Annotated in this window: 21 protein-coding genes; 10 read left to right on the forward strand and 11 right to left on the reverse strand. The window is 71.3% G+C overall.

Annotation, left to right across the window (positions count from 1 at the left end; translation table 11 throughout):
- Nucleotides 1–50 precede the first annotated feature (50 nt).
- From J3P30_RS06135 to J3P30_RS06150, 4 genes are all read left to right on the forward strand, one after another.
- Nucleotides 51–1,790 (forward strand): circularly permuted type 2 ATP-grasp protein, encoded by a 1,740-nt coding sequence (locus J3P30_RS06135; RefSeq protein WP_210480060.1) that lies wholly within the window; start codon nucleotides 51–53, stop codon nucleotides 1,788–1,790.
- A complete protein-coding gene (locus J3P30_RS06140; RefSeq protein WP_210480061.1) occupies nucleotides 1,784–2,710 on the forward strand; it encodes an alpha-E domain-containing protein in 927 nt (308 codons plus the stop codon). The genes J3P30_RS06135 and J3P30_RS06140 overlap by 7 nt, the downstream gene beginning before the upstream one ends.
- Entirely contained in the window at nucleotides 2,710–3,555 is an 846-nt protein-coding gene (locus tag J3P30_RS06145; protein WP_210480062.1) for a transglutaminase family protein, read from the forward strand. Before J3P30_RS06140 ends, J3P30_RS06145 begins: the two co-directional genes overlap by 1 nt.
- A gap of 137 nt (nucleotides 3,556–3,692) precedes the next feature.
- The gene (locus tag J3P30_RS06150) at nucleotides 3,693–4,616 is read left to right on the forward strand and encodes a S1C family serine protease (RefSeq protein ID WP_246852721.1); all 924 of its coding nucleotides are present in this window, start codon (nucleotides 3,693–3,695) and stop codon (nucleotides 4,614–4,616) included.
- 63 nt (nucleotides 4,617–4,679) lie between these two features.
- On the opposite strand, the gene J3P30_RS06155 is transcribed toward J3P30_RS06150, so the two are convergent.
- Nucleotides 4,680–5,207: a hypothetical protein gene (locus tag J3P30_RS06155; protein WP_210480063.1), complete on the reverse strand. Its 528-nt coding sequence runs from the start codon at nucleotides 5,205–5,207 to the stop codon at nucleotides 4,680–4,682.
- 170 nt (nucleotides 5,208–5,377) lie between these two features.
- Here J3P30_RS06155 and J3P30_RS06160 point away from each other — a divergent pair, with 170 nt between their 5' ends.
- Both J3P30_RS06160 and J3P30_RS06165 read left to right on the forward strand, forming a co-directional pair.
- A complete protein-coding gene (locus tag J3P30_RS06160; protein WP_210480064.1) occupies nucleotides 5,378–6,235 on the forward strand; it encodes an alpha/beta hydrolase in 858 nt (285 codons plus the stop codon).
- A gap of 23 nt (nucleotides 6,236–6,258) precedes the next feature.
- Nucleotides 6,259–7,308 (forward strand): biotin/lipoate A/B protein ligase family protein, encoded by a 1,050-nt coding sequence (locus J3P30_RS06165; RefSeq protein WP_210480065.1) that lies wholly within the window; start codon nucleotides 6,259–6,261, stop codon nucleotides 7,306–7,308.
- A 69-nt stretch (nucleotides 7,309–7,377) separates the two neighbouring features.
- On the opposite strand, the gene J3P30_RS06170 is transcribed toward J3P30_RS06165, so the two are convergent.
- Nucleotides 7,378–7,665, reverse strand: a complete 288-nt coding sequence (locus J3P30_RS06170) for a GNAT family N-acetyltransferase (RefSeq protein WP_210480066.1) — start codon at nucleotides 7,663–7,665, stop codon at nucleotides 7,378–7,380.
- Nucleotides 7,666–7,965: 300 nt separating this feature from the next.
- Here J3P30_RS06170 and J3P30_RS06175 point away from each other — a divergent pair, with 300 nt between their 5' ends.
- Nucleotides 7,966–9,195: a glycoside hydrolase family 6 protein gene (locus J3P30_RS06175; RefSeq protein WP_246852722.1), complete on the forward strand. Its 1,230-nt coding sequence runs from the start codon at nucleotides 7,966–7,968 to the stop codon at nucleotides 9,193–9,195.
- A 61-nt stretch (nucleotides 9,196–9,256) separates the two neighbouring features.
- On the opposite strand, the gene J3P30_RS06180 is transcribed toward J3P30_RS06175, so the two are convergent.
- The 7 genes from J3P30_RS06180 to J3P30_RS06210 form a co-directional block, all read right to left on the reverse strand.
- On the reverse strand, nucleotides 9,257–10,306 hold the full coding sequence (locus J3P30_RS06180) for a LacI family DNA-binding transcriptional regulator (RefSeq protein ID WP_210480068.1): 1,050 nt from the start codon (nucleotides 10,304–10,306) through the stop codon (nucleotides 9,257–9,259).
- A 29-nt stretch (nucleotides 10,307–10,335) separates the two neighbouring features.
- Nucleotides 10,336–11,754, reverse strand: a complete 1,419-nt coding sequence (locus tag J3P30_RS06185) for a GH1 family beta-glucosidase (RefSeq protein WP_210480069.1) — start codon at nucleotides 11,752–11,754, stop codon at nucleotides 10,336–10,338.
- Nucleotides 11,754–12,647, reverse strand: a complete 894-nt coding sequence (locus J3P30_RS06190; protein WP_210480070.1) for a carbohydrate ABC transporter permease — start codon at nucleotides 12,645–12,647, stop codon at nucleotides 11,754–11,756. Before J3P30_RS06190 ends, J3P30_RS06185 begins: the two co-directional genes overlap by 1 nt.
- Entirely contained in the window at nucleotides 12,644–13,690 is a 1,047-nt protein-coding gene (locus J3P30_RS06195) for a carbohydrate ABC transporter permease (RefSeq protein ID WP_210480071.1), read from the reverse strand. The genes J3P30_RS06190 and J3P30_RS06195 overlap by 4 nt, the downstream gene beginning before the upstream one ends.
- A 102-nt stretch (nucleotides 13,691–13,792) precedes the next feature.
- Nucleotides 13,793–15,109, reverse strand: a complete 1,317-nt coding sequence (locus tag J3P30_RS06200; RefSeq protein WP_374058565.1) for an ABC transporter substrate-binding protein — start codon at nucleotides 15,107–15,109, stop codon at nucleotides 13,793–13,795.
- Between the two features lie 152 nt (nucleotides 15,110–15,261).
- Nucleotides 15,262–16,254 carry a hydroxyacid dehydrogenase gene (locus J3P30_RS06205; RefSeq protein ID WP_210480073.1) on the reverse strand — a complete coding sequence of 331 codons (993 nt, stop codon included), beginning with the start codon at nucleotides 16,252–16,254 and terminating at the stop codon, nucleotides 15,262–15,264.
- On the reverse strand, nucleotides 16,251–17,723 hold the full coding sequence (locus J3P30_RS06210) for an NAD-dependent succinate-semialdehyde dehydrogenase (protein ID WP_210480074.1): 1,473 nt from the start codon (nucleotides 17,721–17,723) through the stop codon (nucleotides 16,251–16,253). Before J3P30_RS06210 ends, J3P30_RS06205 begins: the two co-directional genes overlap by 4 nt.
- 136 nt (nucleotides 17,724–17,859) lie before the next feature.
- Between J3P30_RS06210 and J3P30_RS06215 the strand changes: the two genes are divergently transcribed.
- Entirely contained in the window at nucleotides 17,860–18,651 is a 792-nt protein-coding gene (locus tag J3P30_RS06215; protein ID WP_307807418.1) for a M15 family metallopeptidase, read from the forward strand.
- Between the two features lie 52 nt (nucleotides 18,652–18,703).
- A complete protein-coding gene (locus tag J3P30_RS06220; RefSeq protein WP_210480076.1) occupies nucleotides 18,704–19,579 on the forward strand; it encodes an amidase domain-containing protein in 876 nt (291 codons plus the stop codon).
- Between the two features lie 15 nt (nucleotides 19,580–19,594).
- Here J3P30_RS06220 and J3P30_RS06225 read toward each other — a convergent pair whose 3' ends face one another.
- Together J3P30_RS06225 and pgm are read right to left on the reverse strand one after the other, a co-directional pair.
- Nucleotides 19,595–20,206 (reverse strand): dihydrofolate reductase family protein, encoded by a 612-nt coding sequence (locus tag J3P30_RS06225; RefSeq protein ID WP_210480077.1) that lies wholly within the window; start codon nucleotides 20,204–20,206, stop codon nucleotides 19,595–19,597.
- A 70-nt stretch (nucleotides 20,207–20,276) separates the two neighbouring features.
- Nucleotides 20,277–21,893 (reverse strand): phosphoglucomutase (alpha-D-glucose-1,6-bisphosphate-dependent), encoded by a 1,617-nt coding sequence (pgm, locus tag J3P30_RS06230; protein WP_210480078.1) that lies wholly within the window; start codon nucleotides 21,891–21,893, stop codon nucleotides 20,277–20,279.
- Between the two features lie 39 nt (nucleotides 21,894–21,932).
- Here pgm and pheA point away from each other — a divergent pair, with 39 nt between their 5' ends.
- Complete coding sequence (gene pheA, locus J3P30_RS06235; protein WP_210480079.1) at nucleotides 21,933–22,901, forward strand: prephenate dehydratase; 969 nt, start codon at nucleotides 21,933–21,935, stop codon at nucleotides 22,899–22,901.
- The last annotated feature ends 23 nt before the right edge of the window (nucleotides 22,902–22,924 follow it).

A 22,924-nucleotide genomic window follows, 5' to 3' on the forward strand; every position in this document is an offset into this window, starting at 1 on the left:
GCCGCACGGGCGAAACAAGCCCGCAACACGCCCCTCGCTAGAGTCGGCACATGGGCGACCTGTTCGACGGCTATGCCGCCCCGCCGGCTCGCCCGCAGCCCGCTCCGCCCCGCCCCGCGTTCGACGAGATGTTCGCCGTGCCGCCCGACGGCACCGGTGACCCGAAGGCGCGCGAGCCCTATCGGGACATCTACGCCGCCCTCGCGAGGATGACGCAGGACGAGCTGCGCGGCCGCACCGAGGCGCTGGCCTCGAGCTACCTCGCGCAGGGGGTCACCTTCGACTTCGCGGGGGAGGAGCGTCCCTTCCCGCTCGACGCCGTCCCCCGGGTCATCGACCAGGGGGAGTGGAGCCGCATCGAGGCGGGCGTGCGGCAGCGCGTGCTGGCGCTCGAGGCGTTCCTCGCCGACGTCTACGGACCGCAGCAGGCGATCCGCGACGGGGTGCTCCCGGCGTCGCTGCTCACGTCGTCGTCGCACTACCACCGGCAGGCCGCCGGGATCGAGCCCGCCAACGGCGTGCGCATCCAGGTCTCGGGCATCGACCTGATCCGCGACGAGGCGGGCGAGTGGCGGGTCCTCGAGGACAACGTCCGTGTGCCGAGCGGCGTCAGCTACGTGATCTCCAACCGGCGCGTCATGGCCCAGACGCTGCCCGAGCTCTTCGTCTCGATGCGCGTCCGCCCGGTCGGCGACTACCCGAACCGGCTGCTGCAGGCGCTCCGCGCGGCCGCTCCGCCGGGCATCGAGGACCCGGTCGTCGTGGTCCTCACGCCGGGCGTCTACAACTCGGCGTACTTCGAGCACACGCTTCTCGCGCGGCTGATGGGCGTCGAGCTCGTCGAGGGCCGTGACCTCTTCTGCTCCGGGGGCCGCGTGTTCATGCGCACGACCGCTGGTCCGACGCGCGTCGACGTCATCTACCGCCGGGTGGACGACGAGTTCCTCGACCCGCTCCAGTTCCGCGCCGACTCGATGCTCGGCTCGCCTGGGCTGATGCTGGCGGCCCGCCTCGGCAACGTCACCATCGCGAACGCGGTCGGCAACGGCGTCGCCGACGACAAGCTCGTCTACACCTACGTCCCCGACCTCATCCGCTACTACCTGTCGGAGGAGCCGATCCTGCCCAACGTGCAGACGTGGCGGCTGGAGGAGCCCGGGGCGCTCGAGGAGGTGCTCGACCGCCTCGCCGAGCTGGTCGTGAAGCCCGTCGACGCGTCCGGCGGCAAGGGGCTCGTGGTCGGGCCGGCCGCGTCCGGGGCCGAGCTCACCGAGCTGCGCGGCCGCCTGCTGAAGGACCCGCGCGGCTGGATCGCGCAGCCCGTCGTGCAGCTGTCCACCATCCCGACGCTCGTCGACGACGGCGTCCGCCCGCGGCATGCCGACCTCCGCCCGTTCGCGGTGCACGACGGGCGCGACGTGTGGGTTCTCCCCGGCGGCCTCACCCGCGTCGCCCTGCCCGAGGGACAGCTCGTCGTGAACTCGAGCCAGGGCGGCGGCTCCAAGGACACCTGGGTCGTCGGCGGCGCGCCGCTCGCCGCACCTGACCGGGGCATCTCGGGTCTCGTCGGCGCCCAGGCGACCTCGACCTCGTCGATCCCCGTGATCCGCGAGCACGCGCCCGACCACTCACCTGAGGACCGGCCGCGCTCCGGCAGCGAGCAGCAGCAGCAACAGCAGCAGCAGGCGCGCGACGTCGCGACTCGGGCCGGTTCGGCGAACCCGGGCCGAAATTCCGGCCCGGATCGTCCGGGACGGCCCGGGTTGGCATCCGGAGGTGCGGGATGCTGAGCCGGATCGCCGAGAGCCTGTTCTGGATCGGGCGGTACATCGAGCGCAGCGACGGCACGGCGCGGATCCTCGACGTCCACCTGCAGCTGCTGCTCGAGGATCCGTGGACGCCGGAGGACCTGGCGTGCCGATCCCTGCTGTCCGTGATGGGCAGCTCGGCGCCGGAGGACCGTCCACTCACGCGGCAGGACGTGCTCGCGCTGCTCGCCGTCGACCGCACCCACCCCGCGTCGATCGCGTACTCCCTCGGCGCCGCGCGCGAGAACGCCCGGCGGGCCCGCGAGATCGTCTCGACCGAGCTGTGGGAGTCGCTCAACACCACCCGCGCTCGTATGCCTCGCCGGGTATCGAGTGAGAAGGTGCACGAGTTCTTCGGCTGGGTCCGGGAGCGCGCGGCGCTCGCGGTCGGCATCGTCGACTCGTCGACGAGCCGCGACGAGGCGTGGCTGTTCTTCACCCTGGGCCGCAGCCTGGAGCGCGCGGACATGACCGCGCGCCTGCTCGCGACCCGCGCGCTGACGGAGGCGAGCGGGCCGAGCTGGACGACGATCCTCCGCTCCTGCGGCGCCTACGAGGCGTACCTCCGCACGTACCGGGGACTGCCGTCCGCCCGGAATGCCGCCGAGTTCCTCCTCCTCGACCGGCTCTTCCCCCGGTCCGTCATCTTCGCGGTCACGCGCGCGGAGGAGTGCCTGCGGCAGCTCGAGCCGCGCAGCGAGCGGGCGGGGGTGTCCGACCAGGCCCAGCGCCTGCTCGGCCGGATCCGCAGCCAGCTGGAGTACCGGCCGATCGTCGAGATCCTCGACGACCTGCCGCACCAGATGGACGCGGTGCAGGAGGTCACCTCGGCGGCATCCGAGGCGATCCGGCGCCGGTACTTCCCCGTCGCTCCCGCGCCGTCGTGGACGGAGGAGGACTGATGAAGCGGATCCGTGTGCGGCACGAGACGGGCTTCCGGTACGGCGGCGAGGTGACGGCCTCGTACAACGAGGCCCGGATGCTGCCCACGAGCGGAGAGGGCCAGTTCGTCCTGCACTCGCATCTCGACGTCTCGCCCATCTCCTCGCAGCACACGTTCGTCGACTACTGGGGGACGCGGGTCAGTGCGTTCGAGATCCTCGCGCCGCACCGCGAGCTGTCCCTCACCGCGACGAGCCTCGTCGAGGTGCGCGACCGTCCGCCCGGCGGCGCCTCGGTGTCCTGGGAGGAGCTCCCCGAGGCGACGGCCCGTGAGGTGCAGTACGTTGAGCAGGCGTCCCAGACGGCGTTCACGGACCCTCCGGAGGAGCTCGTGGCCATCTCGCGGTCGATCGCCGCGGACAGCGACAGCCCGTGCTCGGCGGCGGAGGCGATCTGCCGCGCGGTCGGCGAGAGCGTGGAGTACGTCTACGGCGTCACGAGTGTGAGCTCCACCGCCCAGGAGGCGTGGGCCGAGCGGAAGGGCGTCTGCCAGGACATCACGCATCTCGCGCTCGGCGCCCTGCGCGCCGTGGGCATCCCCGCCCGCTACGTGTCCGGCTATCTCCACCCGAATCCGGACGCCGCGGTCGGTGAGACGGTCGTGGGTGAGTCGCACGCCTGGGTCGAGTGGTTCTGCGGGGACTGGCACGGATTCGACCCCACCAACCTGCTGCCGATCGGCGACCGGCACGTGCTCGTCGGACGCGGACGCGACTACCGGGACGTGCCGCCTGTCCGCGGCGTCTACGCGGGCCCGGGCCGCTCCCAGCTGTTCGTGTCCGTCGAGATCACCCGCGAGGCCTGAGCGCCCGCCGCGGCGGGAACTGGGATCACCGCCCGGGATAGGACTGTCGCGTCGGGCGTCTCCCCGGCGGTGACGTCGGCTCCGCCTCCAGCGAAACCCCGTGCACCGCCCGCCGCTCCGGGTCGATGATGTGGCGCATGGACGACGACGCCGCACTGGACGCCTACTCGCAGGCCGTGGTCGGGGTCGCGCAGCGCGTCCTGCCGAGCGTCGCGAGCCTCCTCGTGCGCAGCGTGCGCGGAGCCGGCTCCGGCAGCGCGAGCGTCCTCACGGAGAGCGGATTCCTGCTCACCAGCGCACACGTGGTCGCCGGAGCGGACACGGCCGACGCGGCGTTCGCGGACGGCACGGAGGTCACCGTCGACGTGGCGGGGCGCGATCCGCTGTCGGACCTCGCGGTGCTCCGGGCCCGCGGCCCGGTGCCGGCTCCGGTCGAGCTCGGCGACGCCGCCGCCCTCCGGGTCGGGCAGCTGGTGGTCGCGCTCGGCAACCCGCTCGGGCTCGCGGGAAGCGTCACCGCGGGCATCGTGTCCGCCCTCGGCCGGTCGCTCCCGACCCCCGCGGGACGCGTCATCGACGAGGTCATCCAGACCGACGCCGCGCTGAATCCGGGCAACAGCGGCGGCGTCCTCGCCGACAGCGCCGGCCGGGCCGTCGGTGTCAACACCGCCGTCGCCGGCATCGGCGTGGGCCTCGCGGTGCCGGTCAACGCGACGACCCGGAAGATCCTCGACTCGCTGATGAGGACGGGACGGGTCCGGCGCGCGTGGCTCGGCATCGCGGGTGCCGAGTTCCCTCTGCCCGAGCCGCTCCGGGCCCGCATCGGCTCGCGGAAGGGGCTCCGCGTGGCGGCGGTGTCGGAGCCCTCACCGGCTGCGACCGCAGGCCTCCGCGTGGGCGACATCATCGTCGAGCTGGACGGCACGACCGTGGTCAGCACGACGGCCGTGCAGCGGCTGATGGTCGAGGACGCGATCGACCGGGAGATCGAGATGACGGTCTGGCGGCAGGGCGCGCTCGTCGACGTCTTCGTGACGCCGAAGGAGCTCGTGACGCGGTAGCCCCCGCGGCGCCTCTCCGGGTCACTGTGGACCAGGAGAGGCAGGATCCGGCGTCGCCGGCGTCTACGCCGCCGCCTCCTCGAGGACGGCGCAGACGTCGAAGTCCACGCCGAGATGCTGACCGCCCATCCACTGGCGCACGATGTCGAAGCCGTCCTGGTAGACGCGATAGGTCGCGCCGATCACGCCGACATCCTTGGCCAGGACGCCGCCTGCGGCCGAGCGCAGGAAGTAGGCCCCCTGCGAGATGATCGTGAACTCGATCGATCCCTCTTCGGGAACGTGCACGTGCACCTGCTTCAGCCCGGCGTGGCTCGTGCCCGTCGCGACGACCGCGCCCGTCTCGTCGACGAACGTCTGGGTGACGACGAACTTCGAGTGCTGTCGTGCCAGGTCCCCTTCGATCCAGAGCCACGACTCCTGTTCGAGCGTCCCGTGCACCTGGTAGGTCTGATCCGGGCAGGGCAGCGCGTCGTCGAAGGTCTCGACGAACGTCTCGCGGATGGGGGCGGCGGCCTGCGCCGGCAGTGCCGGCACGAGGACTGCCAGGGCGACCGCCGCGCCGGCAGCGACCGGCCTCGTCCAACGCATGGTGTTCTCCTGTCTTCAGTGCTGACTCCGATGTCCCCGACGCCGACATGCTCACCGCCGGCGCAGCGGAGGGCTAGGGTCCAACGCCCCGACCCTTCCGAGGCGGGCGGGGTGCCGCGACCCGGCTGCCGCGCGGAATCTCTCGCCTCCAGCCGCGCGATAATCCTTCGGTGCCCGAGTACACCGACGACTACGGCGTCGTCATCAGCTACTACGAGTGGCTCGTCGAGTCGCCGCGCGCGGTGATCCAGCTCCTGCACGGGCTCGGCGAGCACGCGATGCGCTACGAGAGCCTGGTCCGCCAGCTCAACGCCGCGGGGTACTCGGTCGTCGCGGACGACCACCGCGGGCACGGCCGCACGGGACTCGCGCAGTGGAACGGCGACCGGTCGAAGCTCGGCCGGCTCGGCCCGGGCGGGCTGCGGGCGACCATCGAAGCGGTGCACCGGCTGAGCCGGCGCATCCGGGAAGAGCATCCCGGCGTTCCGCTCGTGCTCCTCGGGCACAGCTGGGGCTCCCTCATCGCGCAGATCCTGCTGAACCGCCACCCCCGCGACTACGACGCGGTCGTGCTGACCGGCACGGCCTACCGGGCGGTGGGCTGGATGAACAGCGGGGACCTCAACCGGCGGCACCGGCACCTCGGCACGACGGGCGCCGAGTGGCTGAGCCGCGACACCGCGATCGCGGAGGCGTTCTACGCGGACCCGCTCAACTTCTCGGCGCGGACCGTCAAGCTGTTCGGCGTCCCCGACGCCCTCCGCCTGCTCGGGCGCCCGGCCAGGAACCTGCCTCCCGACCTCCCGCTCCTCATCCTCGTCGGCAGCGACGACCCTCTCGGCGGCGCCCGCAGCGTTGAGCGCCTCGCGACGAGCTACGTGACCCGGTCCGGCCTGCGGGACGTGGAGGCGATCGTGTACGACGAGGCGCGGCACGAGGTGTTCAATGAGACGAACCGGGACGAGGTCGTGGCGGACCTCCTCGCGTGGCTCGACGAGCGCCTCCGCTCCGGGCGTCCCGCCGCCTGAACCCTCCGAAGGAGCAGTCCCGCATGCACGGTGAGTACAAGGTCCCCGGGGGCAAGCTGGTCGTCGTCGACCTCGACGAGGTGGACGGCCGGATCGCGAACTTCCGGCTGGCGGGCGACTTCTTCCTCGAGCCAGACTCGGCCCTGGAGGCGATCGACGCGGCGGTGAACGGGATGTCGATCGACGCCGATCCCTCCCAGCTCGCCGGCGCCATCCGCTCCGCGCTCCCGGCGGACGCCGTGCTGCTGGGCTTCTCGCCGGAGGCGGTCGCCACCGCGATGCGCCGTGCGATCGGCAACGCGCGGAGCTGGCGCGACTACGAGTGGGAGCTCGTCCACGCGCCCGCGGTCGCCCCGGCGACGCACCTCGCGCTGGACCAGGTGCTCACGGAGGAGGTGGGGGAGGGCCGCCGGAAGCCGACCCTGCGCTTCTGGGAGTGGGACCGGTCGGCGGTCGTCATCGGCAGCTTCCAGTCGCTGCGGAACGAGGTGGACCTCGAGAACGCCGAGCGGTTCGGCATCGAGGTGGTCCGGCGGATCAGCGGCGGCGGCGCGATGTTCATGGAGGCCGGGTCGATCGTGACGTACTCGCTGTACGCGCCCGGCGACCTGGTCCGCGGCATGTCGTTCGCGGAGTCGTACGCCTACCTCGACGAGTGGGTGATCGTCGCGCTCCAGTCCCTCGGCATCGACGCGTTCTACCAGCCGCTCAACGACATCACCTCACCGAAGGGCAAGATCGGCGGAGCGGCGCAGAAGCGGCTCGGCGGCGGGGCCGTGCTCCACCACGTGACGATGAGCTACGACATGGACGGCGCCAAGATGACGCAGGTGCTGCGCATCGGGCGCGAGAAGCTCTCGGACAAGGGCACGACGAGCGCGGCCAAGCGCGTGGACCCCCTCCGCAGCCAGACGGGGCTCAGCCGGGCGGCGGTCATCGACCGCCTGAAGCAGACGTTCACCTCGCTCTACGGCGCCGTCCCCGGAGACATAACCCCGGAGGAATACGAGCGCGCCGAGGAGCTCGTCCGCACCAAGTTCTCGACCCGGGAGTGGCTCACGCGGGTCCCCTGACCCCTCGAGATACCAGGTGGTGCGCCCATTCGGCGAGGATGAGCGCACCGAGTGGCATCTCGGCGGGGATCAGCGGCGGCTGAGGAGGTCCTGGTACTCGCGGTGGTCGCCGATCCACCGGTCGACGAAGGGGCAGACGGGCACGATCGCCGCGTCCGTCGTCGCCCGGAGGTCGTCGAGGACCTGCTGCACCATCACGCCGCCCAGGCCCTGTCCGCGGAGGACGGGCTGGATCTCCGTGTGGGTGATCCGGATCTCGCTGTCCGCCTGCCGGTAGCTCGTGAGGCCGATCACCTCGCCGTCGCGCTCCAGCACGTACCGCATGCGCTCGGGCTCGTGCCGCACCGTGTCCGTCATCGCCGTTCCTTCCCGCTGCCCGCCGTGGCGTCGAGCCTATGCCTCCCGCAGACGCCGTGCCGCCCCTGCTCCCTGTCCGATCTGCGCCCTGGAACGCCCCAATCGCCGCCCGGACCCGGAGGCGGGTTGACACCTGGACCGACGCGGGGCGAGGGTGGATGGGAGCGCTCCCAAGGAGGACCGCTCGGTATCGACAGCGACGTCGGTCGACCGTGATCGGCGCTGATTGACGGAGATGGAATGACTCGGAACTCATTGCGGAGGCGGGTTGCGGCGACAGCCGCGGCCGGAGCGCTCTCTTTGCTGGGCCTCGCGACCGCGCAGCCTGCCGCTGCGGCCAACGAGGTGCTCAATCCGGAGACGCCCCTGTGGGTGAACCCGCACAGCACGACCCTCGACGCCGCCAAGAAGCTCAAGGGCCAGGCCAAGGAGGACGCGCAGCTGCTCGGCAGCTACGCCTCCGCGACCTGGTTCACGAGCGGGACGCCGAAGGAGGTGGAGAAGGACGTGTCCAAGGTGGTCAAGGAGGCCGACAAGGACGACGCGGTCCCCGTGCTCGTCGCCTACAACCTGCCCTACCGCGACTGCTCGCAGTACTCCGCGGGCGGCGCCGCGAACACGGCCGAGTACATGGCCTGGATCGACGCCTTCGCCGCCGGCATCGGCGACCGCGAGGCGGCCGTCATCCTCGAGCCGGACGGCCTCGGCATCATCCCCTGGTACACCAACCTCGCGGGCGAGCTCGAGTGGTGTCAGCCCGAGGAGCTGGACCCGGCCACCGCCGCGGCCAGCCGGTTCGAGCAGCTGAACTACGCGGTCGACGCCCTCGGGGCGCTGCCGAACACAGTGGTCTACCTCGACGCGACCCACAACGGGTGGCTCAACGTCGGCGACGCGAGCGACCGGCTGCTGAAGGCGGGGATCGAGGACGCCGACGGGTTCTTCCTCAACGTGTCGAACTACCAGTACACGGCGAACCTCGAGCAGTACGGCACCTGGGTCTCCTCCTGCCTCACGTACGTCACCCAGGTGAACCCGGGCGACTTCGGCAGCTGCGGCAACCAGTACTGGAGCGGCGGACCGGCCAACAACTGGACGGGCGTCACCCTCGACCCGTTCGGCGAGTGGAGCGACACCGCCGAGGACCCGACGCTCAACACCGCCGGCATCAACTCCCGGTACGAGCTGCTCCTCGGCGACGTGGAGCCCGCCGTGCACTTCGTGATCGATACGAGCCGCAACGGCCAGGGCCCGTGGGATGCGAGCGGCACGAGCTACTCCGACCCGGAGGACTGGTGCAACCCGCCCGCCCGGGGCCTCGGCATCGCGCCGACCACGGACACCGGCAACGAGCTCATCGACGCCTATCTCTGGATCAAGGTCCCGGGTGAGTCCGACGGCCAGTGCCTGCGCGGCACCGAGGGGCCGGAGGACCCCGAGCGCGGGATGATCGACCCGCCCGCCGGCCAGTGGTTCCCGGAGCAGGCGCGCGAGCTGATCGAGCTGGCCCAGCCGGCGCTGCAGTCCTGACCGCCCTCACCGAACGGGGGGCCCGGCCGTGTGCCGGGCCCCCCGTCCGCGTTCCGGGGGCTCAGTCCGCCGCGGTTTCCGTGCCCTGGGGTTCCCTCGTGGATCCCCGCACGATCAGCCGCGTCGGCATGATGGTGACGCGATCCGCGGGACGGCCCTGAAGGAGATCGACGAGCACGCGGGCCATGGTCGCTCCGAGCTCGGTCGCCTGCTGCGCGATGCTCGTGAGCGGCGGATTGCTGGTCTCGCTGAAGCTGTCGCCGTCGAAGCCGACGATCGAGACGTCGTGCGGCACGGAGAGGCCCTGCTCGCGGAGCACCGAGAGCGCTCCGACCGCCATCTGGTCGTTGGCCACGAAGAGGCCGTCGAAGGGCACCCCGCGGTCGAGGAGACGTCGGGCCGCCTCCGCGCCGGCGCGCGGGGTGAAGTCACCGAGTTCGACGAGGCCGTCGTCCAGGCCGGCGCTGCGGACGACGCTGCGCCACCCGACGAGCCGGTCGAAGCCGGGCGGCATGTCCTGGGGTCCGGCGATCGTCGCCAGCGACCGGCAGCCGATGTCGAGGAGGTGGCGCGTCGCCGCCTCAGCTCCGGCCACGTTGTCGCTGTCGACGTAGTAGCTGTCCTGCTCGTCGGGGCTCATGGGACGCCCGCCGAAGACGGTGGGCAGCGCGTGGCTCAGCCGGGCGTAGGAGTGGTCGCCGCTGTGGTGGGAGACCACCAGCGCTCCGTCGACGTTGCCGCCGAGCAGGTAGCGCCGCGTCTTCTGCGGGTTCGTCTCCGACGCGATCACCATGTTGAGGGTGTACTCGGTATCGGAGAGGTGGAGGGCGACGCCCTGCACGACGGACGCGAAGAAGGGGTCGGCGAACACCTTCGCCGTGGTCTCCGGCACCACGAGCGCGATGACCTGGGTCTTCCGGCTCGCGAGCGACCGGGCGGCCCGGTTCGGCACGTAGCCGAGCCGCTCGATCGCGTCGAGGACCGCGGTCATCGCCTCGTCGGTGACGTGCGGCGAGTTGTTGACGACGCGGCTCACGGTGGACCGGGAGACCCCGGCCGCCGCTGCGACCTGCTCCAGGGTCGGCGCGCCGGGCGTCAGCTCCTGGGTCATGGTCGCTCCCTCCTCGGTCGCTCCGAAGTCTAGGTCTCCGCCCGGACGCGCCCGATGATCCGCGAGTACTCGAGGGCGCTGTCCTTCGGGGTGCGGACCTGCGTGTCGTAGTCCACCCGAACGATACCGAAGCGCTTGTCGTAGCCCCACGCCCACTCGAAGTTGTCGAGCAGCGACCAGACGAAGTAGCCGCGGACGTCCGCGCCCTCCTCGATCGCCTCCGCGACCGCGGAGAGGTGCGCGCGCAGGTAGGCGACGCGCTCCGCGTCGTGGACCCTGCCGTCCTCGCCGACCTCGTCCTCGTACGCGGATCCGTTCTCCGTCACGTAGAGCGGCGGCATGTTCGGGTACTCGCGGCCCAGGCGGACCAGGAGGGTCCGCAGACCGTCCGGGTTCACCTCCCAGCCCATCGCCGTGACGGGCAGGTCGCGGCGCGGGAAGGTGATGTATTCGGAGCCCACGAACGGCGAGGAGGTGGGGTTCACGTCCGGCCGGACGCCCGGCGGAGTGCCGGGCGGCAGCGGGTGACCGCTCACGTTGTCGTCGTGGTAGTGGTTCACGCCGAGGAAGTCGAGCGGGGCCGCGATCGTCTCGAGGTCGCCCGGCTGCACGAGGGCCTCGAAGTCGTGGGCGCGGACGTCCTCGAGGAAGTCGGCGGGATAGGCGGCGAGCAGGAGCGGCTCGAGGAACGCACGGTTCCAGATCGCGTCCAGGCGTCGGGCCGCCTCCTGATCCACCGGGTCGGCGGGATCGTTCGGCAGGGCGTTGGTGAGGTTGAGCGTGATCCCGATGCGCTGAGCGCCCCGCTCGCGCAGCAGGTCGGCGGCGAGGCCGTGCGCGAGGTGCTGGTGGTGCAGCGCGGCGAGGGCGGCCCGCGGCTCCTGCCGTCCCGGCGCGTGCTCCCCGGCGGCGTAGCCGATGAGCGACGAGCAGAGGGGCTCGTTGAAGGTCGTCCAGTGCGTCACCCGGTCGCCGAGGGCGTCGTAGACCGCGGAAGCGTAGTCGCGGAAGCGGTACGCGGTGTCCCGGTTCGCCCAGCCGTCCCGCTCCTCCAGGGCCTGCGGGAGGTCCCAGTGGTACAGCGTGAGCCAGGGCAGGATGCCCGCCTCGAGCAGCTCGTCGACCAGCCTGGAGTAGAAGTCGAGCCCGGCCTGGTTCACCTCGCGGTCCCCCGGCTTCACCCGGGCCCAGCTGGTCGAGAAGCGGTAGGACGAGAGGCCGAGCTCCTTCATGAGCCGGACGTCGTCGGGCATCCGGTGGTAGTGGTCCACCGCGACCTCCGGCGTGTGGCCCTTCGCGATGGCTCCCGGGACGCGGGCGTACGCGTCCCAGATGGAGTCCTCCTTGCCGTCCTCGTGCGCGGCTCCCTCGATCTGGGCGGCCGCCGTGGCGGATCCCCAGAGGAAGCCCTCGGGCCACTCGTAGGTGTTCGGATCGAGTGCTGCCATCAGCCCTTCACTGCTCCCTGCATGATTCCGGAGATCAGCTGCTTGCCGGCCGCGATGAACAGCAGGAGCAGCGGAATGGTGGCGAGCACGGCGCCCGCCAGCACGATCGAGTAGTTGATGTAGTAGCCGGACTGCAGCTGGCTGAGCGCCGTCTGCAGCGTCGGGTTCGTCGGGTTGAGCACGATCAGCGGCCACAGGTAGTCGGTCCACGCGGCCATGAAGGTGAAGAGCCCGAGGATCGCCATGGCCGGACGGGCGGCCGGCAGCGCCACGTTGAGAAACGTGCGGAACTGGTTGGCGCCGTCGACCCGGGCCGCCTCGATGAGCTCGTCCGGGATGACCTCGACGAGGTACTGGCGCATGAAGAACACGCCGAACGCGGTCACGAGCGACGGGACGATCACCGCGCCGAGCTCGCCGGTCCAGCCGAACTGCCGCATGAGGATGAACAGCGGGATGATGCCGAGCTGCGTCGGGATCGCCATCGTCGCGATGACGAAGATCATGAGCCCGTCCCGGCCGCGGAAGCGGAGCTTCGCGAAGGCGTAGCCGGCCAGCGTCGAGAACAGCACCACCGAGATCGTGATGATGCTGGAGACCACGAAGCTGTTCCAGAGCGCCAGCCAGAACGGGATGGCGTCCATCGCCTCGGCGGCGTTCGCCCAGAAGTTGCCGCCCGGGATGAGCGGCAGCGTCTCGCCGCGTGTGGCGTTCGTGCCGCTCGCGACCACGAACGACCACCACAGCGGGTAGGCGAAGCCGAGCAGGGTCGCGACGAGGAGGCCGTAGGCGAGGAACCCGGGACGGGAGCCGACGCCGGTGTTCGGCCGGTTCCGGCGCCCGCGCGCCGGCTGCAGCGGGAACGCCCGTGCATCGGTGGTGGACAGGCTCATGCCGATACTCCTTCTCGCTTCGCGAGCATACGAGCGGTCTTCTTGTTGAGGGCCCTGCCCTCGGCGGAGGCGATCTGCTTCGAGATGAGGAAGTTGATGAGGCCGATGCCGACGATCAGCAGGAAGAGCAGCCACGCGATCGCGGAGGCCCGCCCGAAGTCCTGGCGGAAGAAGGCCATCTCCCACAGGTAGAGCACGGTGGTCTGGAACTGGCGGTCGGAGCCGCCGACGCCGCCCGCGGTCGAGACGTCGAACAGGCGCGGCTCGGCGAAGATCTGCAGGCCGCCGATCGTCGCGGTGATGATGACGAAGATGAGCGTCGGCCGGATGCTCGGGATGGTGATCGAGAAGAACCGGCGGATGCCGCCCGCGCCGTCGATCGCGGCCGACTCATGGAGGTCGCGCGGAACCGCCTGCATCGCGGCGAGCAGGATCAGTGCGTTGTACCCGGTCCAGCGCCAGTTCACCATCGTGGCGATCGCGACGTGGCTCGCCCAGGTCTCGCGCTTCCACTCGATCGGCTCGATGCCGAAGACGCCGAGCAGGTTGTTCGCGAGCCCGGACTGCTCCTGGAAGATGTTGGAGAAGATGAGCGCGACCGCGACCGGGGTCACGACGTAGGGCAGCAGCACGCTCATCCGCCAGAACGTCTTGCCCTTGAGGTTGTGGTCGAGGATCGCCGCGAGGATCACGGCCATCGTGATCTGCGGGACCGTCGACAGCACGAAGATGCTGAGGGTGTTGAAGATCGAGTTCCAGAAGAACCGGTCCTGCAGCGTCGTGGCGAAGTTCTCGAGGCCGATGAAGTCGCCCTGACCCTGCAGCAGCTCCCACTCGTGCAGCGACACGACGAACGTGTAGACGAGCGGGAAGAGACCGAGGAGCCCGAAGAGGAGAAAGAACGGGGAGATGTAGGCGTACGGCGACGCCTTGACGTCGAACCAGCTGAGCCGCTGGCCGAACGTCAGCTTGGGCCGGACGATCTCGCGGCCGGCTGCGTCGCCGGCCGACGCCGCGTCAGCCGCCTTGATGGTGGAGGTCATGTCAGATCCCGGTACGGAGTCAGGGGAGGCGCTGGGTGTGGGGGTTGGGGGTGCGGCCCCCGGACGGTCGCCCGGGGGCCGCACCTGCTGGGAGAAGGACGACTAGCCGACGAGGTCGTTCAGCAGCGTCAGCGCCTCCTGCCAGGCCTGCTCCTCGGTCGCCTCGCCCCGCTCGAGCTTCTGCAGCGGCGGGCCGAAGACGTTCTCCTGGATGAGCGAGTCGTCCGGTCCCTTGAACTGCGCGACGACGCCCTGCGAGCGGTCGACGAGGATCTCGCCGATCGGCGCGTCGTTGAAGACCGGGTTCGGCGTGGGGTTCGCGGCGAGCTCCTCCTGCGCCTCGGTCGTGCTCGGGAACGCGCCGGCGGCCTCGAAGGCCGCGAGCTGCTGCTCCGGCTGGGTGAGCCACGACGCGAGCGCGGCCGCCTCCTCCGGGTGCTCGGAGGTGGTCGGAACCGTCAGCCACGACCCGCCCCAGTTGACCGAGCCGCCGGGGAACACGTCGGCGAAGTCCCAGCCGGTCTCGGGTCCGCCGCCGCCGGCCTCGAGCTGCCCCTGGACCACACCGAGCATCCAGCCCGGGCAGACGAAGGTCGCGAAGGTCTGGTCGGTGAACGCCTGGCCGCCGTTCCAGTCCCATGCGGTCTGCGCGGCGGAGAGGCCGTCGGCCGAGGCGTCGGCGATCCAGCCGAAGCGCTCCTGGAGCTCCGCGTTGTCCTCGACGTTCAGCTCGCCGTCCGCGGTGTAGTAGCCCTCCTCGAGCTGGTTCACCATCGAGTTCCACACGAAGCCGTTGTGGTCGTACCAGGCCTTGCCGGTGGCCTGCTTGTACTGGCGGCCGATCTCGAAGAAGCGCTCCCAGCTCGCGTCGTCGCCGCCGAGCAGCTCGGCGACGGCCGCGCGGTCGGTGGGCAGGCCGGCGGCCTGGAAGGCCGGAGCGTTGTAGCAGAGGCCCGCGGGGCCGATGTCGGTGCCGTAGCCGATGATGCGGCCGTCGGGGTCGGTGACCTGCTCGACCTTCCAGTCGAGCCAGTCGCCCTGGCGCTCCTCCATGTCGAAGTCGCGCAGGTCGCTGAACTGGTCGGAGACCTCCATGATCGACCCGAGCCACCCCTCCTCGATCGCGACGACGTCAGAGAGGCCGGAGCCGGCGGCGAGCTTGGTGAACGTGTCGGTCCGCGCGTTGCCGCCGGTGTCGATGTTGTTCGCCTCGATGGTGATGTTCGGGTTCTCGGACTCGTACTGCTCGTACAGCTCCTCGAAGCCCATGGTGCCGAACGTGGTCACGGTCAGGGTGATGTCCCCGCCGCTCTCACCGCCCGTGCCTCCTCCACCGCCGGACGAGCATCCGGTCGCGAGGAGGGCGAATGCAACTGCGCCGGCGACGGCCGTAGCAGCTCTGGTACGTCGTGAAGGAATCACGAATCACTCCCTTGTGTGCGCGGGTGACGGCCCGAGAGCGCTCCCATGGGAGCGCTCCCAAGCTTTGCCCGGTCAAACTACGTGCCGACCGGCGGGGTGTCAAGTCAGTGGGGGGCGTCGAGCTCCGCGACGCGCTCAGCGGACGAGGATCAGGGGGTCGCGGCTCGATCGAGCCGCGTGAGATCCACCGCGTGACGCAGGCCGGAGCCGGACGTCAAGCGCCGCAGCTCGTCGATCATCAGGTCGGCCATCCGGTGGCACTCCGGCCCGAGCGACCCAGCGATGTGCGGCGTGAGGACCACGTTGGGCAGGCTCCGCAGCGGCGAGTCGGCGGGCAGCGGCTCGGGCTCGGTGACGTCGAGCACCGCCTGCAGGTCCGGTCGCGCGGCGAGCACCTCCGCGAGGGCCGTGTGATCCACGATGCCGCCGCGGGCCGTGTTGATGAGCGTCGCCCGCTGCCTCATCGAGGCGAGCAGGGTCCTGCCCACGAGGTGGCGGGTCTCCTCGACCAGGGGGGCGTGGATGCTCACGACGTCGGCGGTGAAGAGCTCGGGCAGATCGACGAGGCGCACCCCGAGCTCGGCGGCCTCCTCCGCGGTCGCGTACGGGTCGTACGCGAGGACCCGCACGTCGGTCGAGCGGAGCCGCTCGGCGACGAGGCGGCCGATCATGCCCAGCGCGAGGAGCCCCACCGTCGAGCGGTACGTTCCCGGGACCGCGTCGAGATCCGCGGTCGCGGATGCGGGGAGGCGGAGGAACCGCCAGCCCCGCTTGAGCGAGAAGAGGATGGTCGCGAGCGTGTATTCCGCCACGGGAATGGCATTCGCGGCCGCCGCGCTCGCCACGGCGATCCCCCGTCGCTCGAGCGCCGGGGTCACGAACCCCCGCACCGCGCCGGCCGCGTACAGCACGGCGCGGAGGCGGGGCGCCCGAGCGCAGAACTCCTCGTCCATGACGGGCGCTCCCCATCCGGACAGGAGGACCTCGACGTCCGCCAGTCGGGCGTCGCCCGCGCTCGCGCGATCGCTCGGCACGAAGGGCGGCTCCTCGCCGCAGAGCTCGGCGATCGCCGCGCGCTGCTCCGGGCCGTAGATCCGGTCGTAGCCCTCCTCACCGAGGACGTACGCGGCGCGGAGCGTCATGCGGCATACGTCACGAGCTTGGGCCGGAGGAACGCCGCGACGGCCTCCGGTCCGCCCTCGGAGCCGTAGCCGCTCTCCTTGACCCCGCCGAAGAAGGTGTCGACGCCGCCGAGGTTGCACGCGTTCACCGACACCATCCCGGCCTCGATCAGTGCGGGGAGCCGGAGCGCTCGCGGCAGCGAGGAGGTGAACAGGTAGGACCCCAGCCCGTACGGCAGCCGGTTCGCGCGCTCGACGACCTCCTCCTCGGTGCTGAAGCGGGAGATGGCCGCGACGGGCCCGAACGGCTCCTCGTTCATGATCACCGCGTCCTCGGGGACGTCGGCGAGGGCGGTCGGCTGCCACCAGTACCCGTCGCCCGGGACGGCCTCGCCGCCCGCGACGATCCGCGCCCCGTGCTCGACGGCGTCCTGGATCAGGTGCTCCATGGCCCGGATGCGCCGGTCCGAGATCAGGGGACCGAGCTGGGTCGACTCCTCCATGGGATCGCCGACGCGGATGCGGGAGGTGAGCTCGGCGAAGCGCTCCACGAACCGGTCGTAGATCGCGTCCTGCACATAGAACCGGCACGGCGATCCGCAGGACTGGCCGTTGTTGTGGAACTTGCTGCCCACGAGCTGCGCGACCACCGCGTCGACGTCCACGTCGTCGAAGACCAGGACCGGAGCGTGACCGCCGAGTTCGAGCATGCAGGGCTTCGCCCCGGCCGCGGCGAGGGAGGCGATGTGCTTCCCGACGCCCGTCGACCCGGTGAAGGACACCATGCGGATCTGCGGGGACGTGATGAGCCGCTCCGAGATGTGGGCGGGGTCGCCGAAGACCACGTTGAGGACCCCAGCCGGAAGCCCCGCGTCGACGAGGGCGCGCGCCACCGCGAGTCCGCTCGTCGGAGCCTCCTCTGCGGGCTTGATGACCATCGTGCAGCCGGCCGCCAGCGCCGCCGCGATCTTCCGGGTGGGCACGGTGAGCGGGTAGTTCCACGGGCTGAACGCCGCCACGGGGCCGACGGGCTCGGAGAGGACGAGCGTCGCCCCGCCGGGCACCGCGCCGGGAACGACCTTGCCGGAGGTCTGCATCGCCTCGCCGGCCAGGAAGTCCATGATCCCGGCGGTGAACAGCACCTCGCCCCGGGACTCGCGGATCGGCTTGCCCTCCTCGAGCGTCATCGGCCGTGCGATCTCCTCCACACGCTCGCGCAGCAGCGCCGCGGCGCGGTGCAGGATGTTCGCCCGGTGCTCGGGAGCGGTGCCGCGCCAGACCGGGAAGGCCCGGGTGGCGGCCGCGACAGCCGCGTCGAGGTCCTCCGTCGTCGCCACCGGCAGGCGCCCGATCTCGCGACCGGTCGACGGGTTGATCACGGGCCGCGACTGCCGGCCCTCCGTCCCGTGCCACTGGCCGTCGATGAGGAGCTCCAATCCGCCGTAGGCGGATTCGGACGAGGCGGGAGCGGGAGACGTCGCGATGCTCACAGGAGTCCTTCCGGGGGTGCCGCACCGGCGAGGGATCTCGGCGTCGGTGCCGTGGGAGCGCTACCACGGCGAGTTTACCGGGCTCGCGCCGTGGGCACACCCCTCCCTTTGGTGCCCCCGCCCGTATCCTTTCCCGGTGCCCCGCCGCCTCGCCGTGCTCGCGATCCTCGGGGCGCTCCTCGCTCCGCTCGCCGGGTGCGCGGCCGGGCCTGCTCCTGCCACACCGACCCGGAGCACCGCTCCGGCAGCGACGCCCACGCCGAGCGCTTCCTCCCACATCCCCGTCGCGACCCCGACCATGGTCCCGCCGCCTCCCGCGTTCGACCGCGCGGCGCTCTCCGTCGACGACCCGTCGAGCCTCTGGGTGGTCGTGAACAAGGCCCGCCCGGTGAGCCCCTTGGACTTCGCGCCGCCGGATCTCGTCGAGGTCCCGGTCGCGCACACGTTCGTCCCCCGGCTGCGCCGGGAGGCGGCCGACGCGGTGGTGCGGCTGTTCCAGGCTGCGAGCGACGAGGCCGGCCTCGCTCTCGCCTCCAACAGCGCCTACCGCTCCTATGAGGCCCAGCAGAGGGTGTACGACTCCTCCGTCGCCTCGAACGGCCAGGCCTTCACGGACCGGCGCACCGCCCGGCCGGGGCACAGCGAGCATCAGACGGGCCTCGCGATCGACATCGGAGCCGTCTCCGGACGGTGCTCCCTTGACCCGTGCTTCGGCACCACCCCCGAGGGGCTGTGGCTGGCCGCCAACGCCTGGCGGTTCGGGTTCCTCCTCCGCTACCCGGCGGACCAGGTGGCCGTCACGGGCTACGACTACGAGCCGTGGCACTTCCGGTACGTGGGCACGCCGCTCGCGGCCGAGCTGCACACCACGGGCACGGCCACCCTCGAGGAGTTCTTCGGGCTTCCCCCGGCTCCCGGCTACCCCTGATGCGGCGCGCTGCCGGGCTTCCCTCCAGGCGGGGCGGGTACCCTGCATGCCCGTGGCCCGCGTCCTCCGCTCCGTTCTCGCCGCCGCCCTCCTGATCCCCGCGCTCGCCGCGTGCTCAGCGGGCGGCACGGCGATTGATTCCGGCAGCGCGCCCGCGGCCCCGGCGGCGTCCTCCGCGTCCCCCGAGGTCAGCGTGGCCGGGGTCTCCCCGCTCGCGGGCCCGGTCTCCGGCGGTACGGCCGTCACGGTGTCGGGGGCAGGACTCGACGCGCTGGCCTCCGTGCGCATCGGTGAGGCGGAGGTTCCGCTCGAGCCGGGCGCGGACGGCACCACCGCAACGTTCACCACCCCGGCGGCCGTCGACTTCGCTCCCGGCGCTCAGCAGCTGGCGCTCCTCGGCCCCGGCGGGAGCCCGGTCCACGAGGCGACGTTCGACTACCAGGTCTCCACACCGGTGGACCGGCAGCTGTCCTACGTGCTCGCGCACTGGCAGAGCTACAACACGGCCGAGTACCAGACGCTCGAGGGCAACGACTGCGTCAACTTCACGAGCCAGAGCCTCGTCGCCCGTGGCTGGACCCAGGACGGCGAGTGGTTCTACGACCCGTCCTCGGTCTACTCGTCCGGCGCGCCGTGGCGCAGCTCCACCGCCTTCCGCGACTGGCTCCGCGATCGTCCCGAGCTCGCCGTCCCCCTCGACGACACCCAGCGGAACCAGGTGGTGCCCGGCGACATCGCGCAGTTCGACTGGGACAACAGCGGCGACCGCGACCACACGGGCGTCGTGACCCGCGTCGAGCACACCGACGCCGGAACGAAGATCTACTTCGCGGGCCACACCCTCGACTCCGACTACCGGGACGTCGACCAGGCGATCACGGTCGACCACCCGGGCGGCACGGCGTACTACTGGCATATCGTCGGCTAGCCGGCCCGCGACCGGCTACTCCTCGCCGACGTCGCCGGTCCGGAACTCCTCGGGTGCGAGCGCGGTGTAGACGACGCCGGTGGACGAGATGCGGGAGTCGACGAGACGGTAGGAGCGCGGCGGTGCGTCCTCGCCGAAGAGGCGCTTCCCCGCGCCCACGGTGACCGGGAACGTGAGCAGCCGGTACTCGTCGATCAGGCCGGCCTCGTGGAGGGTGCGCGCCAGCTGGGCGCTCCCGTGCACCTGCAGCTCGCCGCCCGGCCGCTCCTTCAGTGCGCGGACCTCCTCCACCGGATCGCCGGAGAGCACGGTCGTGTCTCCCCAGTCCGGATCGGTCAGCGTGCGGGAGACGACGAACTTGGGACCCGCATTGAGCGCGGCGGCGACCGCGTCGTCCTCGACCGGCACCTGCGGCCAGTAGCTCCGCATCAGCTCGAACGTCGTGCGGCCGAGCAGCACGGCGTCGCACCGCTGGAACCAGCCGTCGACGACCTCGCCGAACACCTCGTCGACGAACGGCGGAAGCCAGCCGCCCCGCTCGAAGCCGCCCGTCGTGTCCTCGGTCGGTCCGCCCGGAGCCTGCATCACTCCGTCGAGCGTCATGAAGGTGTGGATCGTGAGCCGCATGTCTTCCTCTCCTGTCCGAGCCGGTTCCGGCCCTCACCATCTCGTCGATTCGGAGAGGAGGATTTCGACATCACCCGAGCGCCGTGTCGACGATCCGCTTCGCCTCCGCCTGGACCTCCCGCAGGTGGTCCACTCCCTTGAACGACTCCGCGTAGATCTTGTAGACGTCCTCCGTGCCGCTCGGCCGCGCGGCGAACCACGCGTTCTCGCTGACCACCTTCACCCCGCCGATCGCCGCGCCGTTGCCGGGCGCCGCGCTCAGCTTGGCCACGATCGGCTCGCCCGCGAGCTCCATCGCCGTGATGGCGTCGCCGTCGAGCTTCCCCAGCCGCGCCTTCTGGTCCTTCGTGGCGGCGGCGTCGACGCGCTCGTAGGCGGGAGCGCCGAACTGCTCCGTCAGCTCCGCGTACAGCCGGCTGGGCGTCTTGCCGGTCTTCGCAAGGATCTCGCTCGCGAGCAGCGCGAGGATGATGCCGTCCTTGTCCGTCGTCCACACGGTGCCGTCGAAGCGGAGGAAGCTCGCGCCCGCGGACTCCTCGCCGCCGAACGCGACGGAGCCGTCGACGAGTCCCGGCACGAACCACTTGAACCCGACGGGGACCTCCCAGAGCCTGCGCCCGAGGGATTCCGCGACCCGGTCGATCATCGACGAGGACACGAGCGTCTTGCCGATCGCGGCATCGCTGCGCCAGCCCGGACGGTTGCCGTAGAGGTACTGGATGGCGACGGCCAGGTAGTGGTTCGGGTTCATCAGGCCGGCGTCCGGGGTCACGATGCCGTGCCGGTCGGCGTCCGCGTCGTTACCCGTGAGGATGTCGTAGTCGCCGCTGCGCGCCACGACCGACGCCATGGCCGAGGCGGAGGACGGGTCCATCCGGATCTTCTCGTCCCAGTCCAGGGTCATGAAGCGCCAGGTGGGGTCGATGTTCGGGTTTACGACCTCGAGGTCGATCCCGTAGCGCTCGGCGATCCGCTCCCAGTAGGCGAGGCTCGCTCCGCCGAGCGGGTCGGCCCCGATGCGGATGCCGGACGACTTGATCGCGTCCATGTCGATGATGTTCGCGAGGTCGTCGACGTAGGTGCCGAGGTAGTCGTACGCGCCGACGCCGCTCGGCTCCGCCCGCTTCACGTCGCGCAGCCCGTTCTCGATGATCTCGTTGGCGCGACGGGCGATCCAGCTCGTCGCGTCGCTGTCCGCGGGGCCGCCGTGCGGCGGGTTGTACTTGAAGCCGCCGTCGCGGGGCGGGTTGTGGCTCGGCGTGACCACGATGCCGTCGGCCTGGTCCGAGTTGCCCGCGCGGTTGTAGCGCAGGATCGCGTGCGAGATCGCCGGGGTCGGCGTGTAGCCGTCGTCGGCCGCCGACTTCACCTCGATCTGGTTGCCGACGAGCACCTGGAGCGCGGTCGTCTCGGCCGGGCGGCTGAGCCCATGGGTGTCGCGGCCGATGAAGAGCGGGCCGGTGATGCCCTGCGCTGCTCGGTACTCGACGATCGCCTGCGTCGTCGCCGCGATGTGGTCCTCGTTGAATGCGGTGTCGAAGGAGCTGCCGCGGTGTCCGGACGTGCCGAACACCACGCGCTGCTCCGGCACGGACACGTCGGGGTGCTTCTCGTAGTACGCCTCGACGAGCGACGTCACATCGATGAGGTCGGTTTCCTGGGCCGGGGTGCCCGCACGGTCGGTCATGCCCCAATCCTGGCCGGAGGCTCCCGGTAACCTCTACCCATGCCCCGGCCCCTTGACGCCGCCGCCTCGAGCTACAGCTTCCTCGGCCCGGCGGGAACCTTCACCGAGGCCGCGCTCGCCCAGGTGCCCGAGGCCAAGGGGAAGCACTGGCGGCCGGTCAACAACGTCGGCGAGGCGCTCGAGGACGTCGTGAGCGGCCGCAGCGTCGCCGCGATGATCGCCATCGAGAACTCGGTCGAGGGGGGCGTGACCGCGGCGCAGGACGCGCTCGCGAGCATCCCGGACCTCCGGATCATCGGCGAGTACCTGGTTCCGGTGAAGTTCTCGCTCGTCGCGCTGCCCGGCACGACGCTCGGCGACGTCCGCACCGTGGCCGCGCACCCGGTCGCCTACGCGCAGTGCCGGCGCTGGCTCGAGCAGCGGCTTCCCGCGCACTCGCACCTGCCGGCGACGTCGAACGTGCAGGCCGCCGCGGAGCTGCTCGGCGAGGGTCCGGCGCTCGCCGACGCCGCGATCGCCCCGCCGACGATCGTGAACCACTACCGGGTCGACGTGCTCGGCGACGACATCGGCGACAACGCCAACGCGGTCACCCGGTTCGTGCTCGTCAGCAGCACCCGCCGCATCCCGGAGCGCACCGGCGCCGACAAGACGAGCCTGATCGCGGAGCTGCCGGAGGACCGCTCCGGCGCACTGCTCGAGCTGCTCGAGCAGTTCTCCACGCGCGGCATCAACCTCAGCCTGCTCCAGTCGCGTCCGATCGGTGACGCGCTCGGCCGGTACCGCTTCGTCGTCGACCTCGACGGCCACATCCACGACGAGCGCGTCGCCGACGCCCTCCTCGGCCTGCGCCGGTTCAGCCCCAACGTCATCTTCCTCGGCTCCTACCCGCGGGCCGACAAGGTGAGGACGGAGTACGTGTCGCGCTACGACGACGAGACGTTCATCGAGGCGCGCGACTGGCTCCGGGGGATCCTGTCGGGCGAGCCCGCCGACGGCGAGGAGTAGGCGACAGGCCACGTCCGGCGGCA

Source organism: Naasia sp. SYSU D00948 (genome assembly GCF_017916515.1).
Lineage (GTDB): Bacteria > Actinomycetota > Actinomycetes > Actinomycetales > Microbacteriaceae > Naasia.

Excerpts from the sequence above, each read along its gene's own strand:
- J3P30_RS06135 (WP_210480060.1), top strand. The coding sequence starts at position 51 with ATGGGCGACCTGTTCGACGGCTATGCCGCCCCGCCGGCTCGCCCGCAG.
- J3P30_RS06140 (WP_210480061.1), top strand. The coding sequence starts at position 1,784 with ATGCTGAGCCGGATCGCCGAGAGCCTGTTCTGGATCGGGCGGTACATC.
- J3P30_RS06145 (WP_210480062.1), top strand. The coding sequence starts at position 2,710 with ATGAAGCGGATCCGTGTGCGGCACGAGACGGGCTTCCGGTACGGCGGC.
- J3P30_RS06150 (WP_246852721.1), top strand. The coding sequence starts at position 3,693 with ATGGACGACGACGCCGCACTGGACGCCTACTCGCAGGCCGTGGTCGGG.
- J3P30_RS06155 (WP_210480063.1), bottom strand. The coding sequence starts at position 5,207 with ATGCGTTGGACGAGGCCGGTCGCTGCCGGCGCGGCGGTCGCCCTGGCA.
- J3P30_RS06165 (WP_210480065.1), top strand. The coding sequence starts at position 6,259 with ATGCACGGTGAGTACAAGGTCCCCGGGGGCAAGCTGGTCGTCGTCGAC.
- J3P30_RS06170 (WP_210480066.1), bottom strand. The coding sequence starts at position 7,665 with ATGACGGACACGGTGCGGCACGAGCCCGAGCGCATGCGGTACGTGCTG.
- J3P30_RS06180 (WP_210480068.1), bottom strand. The coding sequence starts at position 10,306 with ATGACCCAGGAGCTGACGCCCGGCGCGCCGACCCTGGAGCAGGTCGCA.
- J3P30_RS06185 (WP_210480069.1), bottom strand. The coding sequence starts at position 11,754 with ATGGCAGCACTCGATCCGAACACCTACGAGTGGCCCGAGGGCTTCCTC.
- J3P30_RS06190 (WP_210480070.1), bottom strand. The coding sequence starts at position 12,647 with ATGAGCCTGTCCACCACCGATGCACGGGCGTTCCCGCTGCAGCCGGCG.
- J3P30_RS06195 (WP_210480071.1), bottom strand. The coding sequence starts at position 13,690 with ATGACCTCCACCATCAAGGCGGCTGACGCGGCGTCGGCCGGCGACGCA.
- J3P30_RS06205 (WP_210480073.1), bottom strand. The coding sequence starts at position 16,254 with ATGACGCTCCGCGCCGCGTACGTCCTCGGTGAGGAGGGCTACGACCGG.
- J3P30_RS06225 (WP_210480077.1), bottom strand. The coding sequence starts at position 20,206 with ATGCGGCTCACGATCCACACCTTCATGACGCTCGACGGAGTGATGCAG.
- pgm (WP_210480078.1), bottom strand. The coding sequence starts at position 21,893 with ATGACCGACCGTGCGGGCACCCCGGCCCAGGAAACCGACCTCATCGAT.
- pheA (WP_210480079.1), top strand. The coding sequence starts at position 21,933 with ATGCCCCGGCCCCTTGACGCCGCCGCCTCGAGCTACAGCTTCCTCGGC.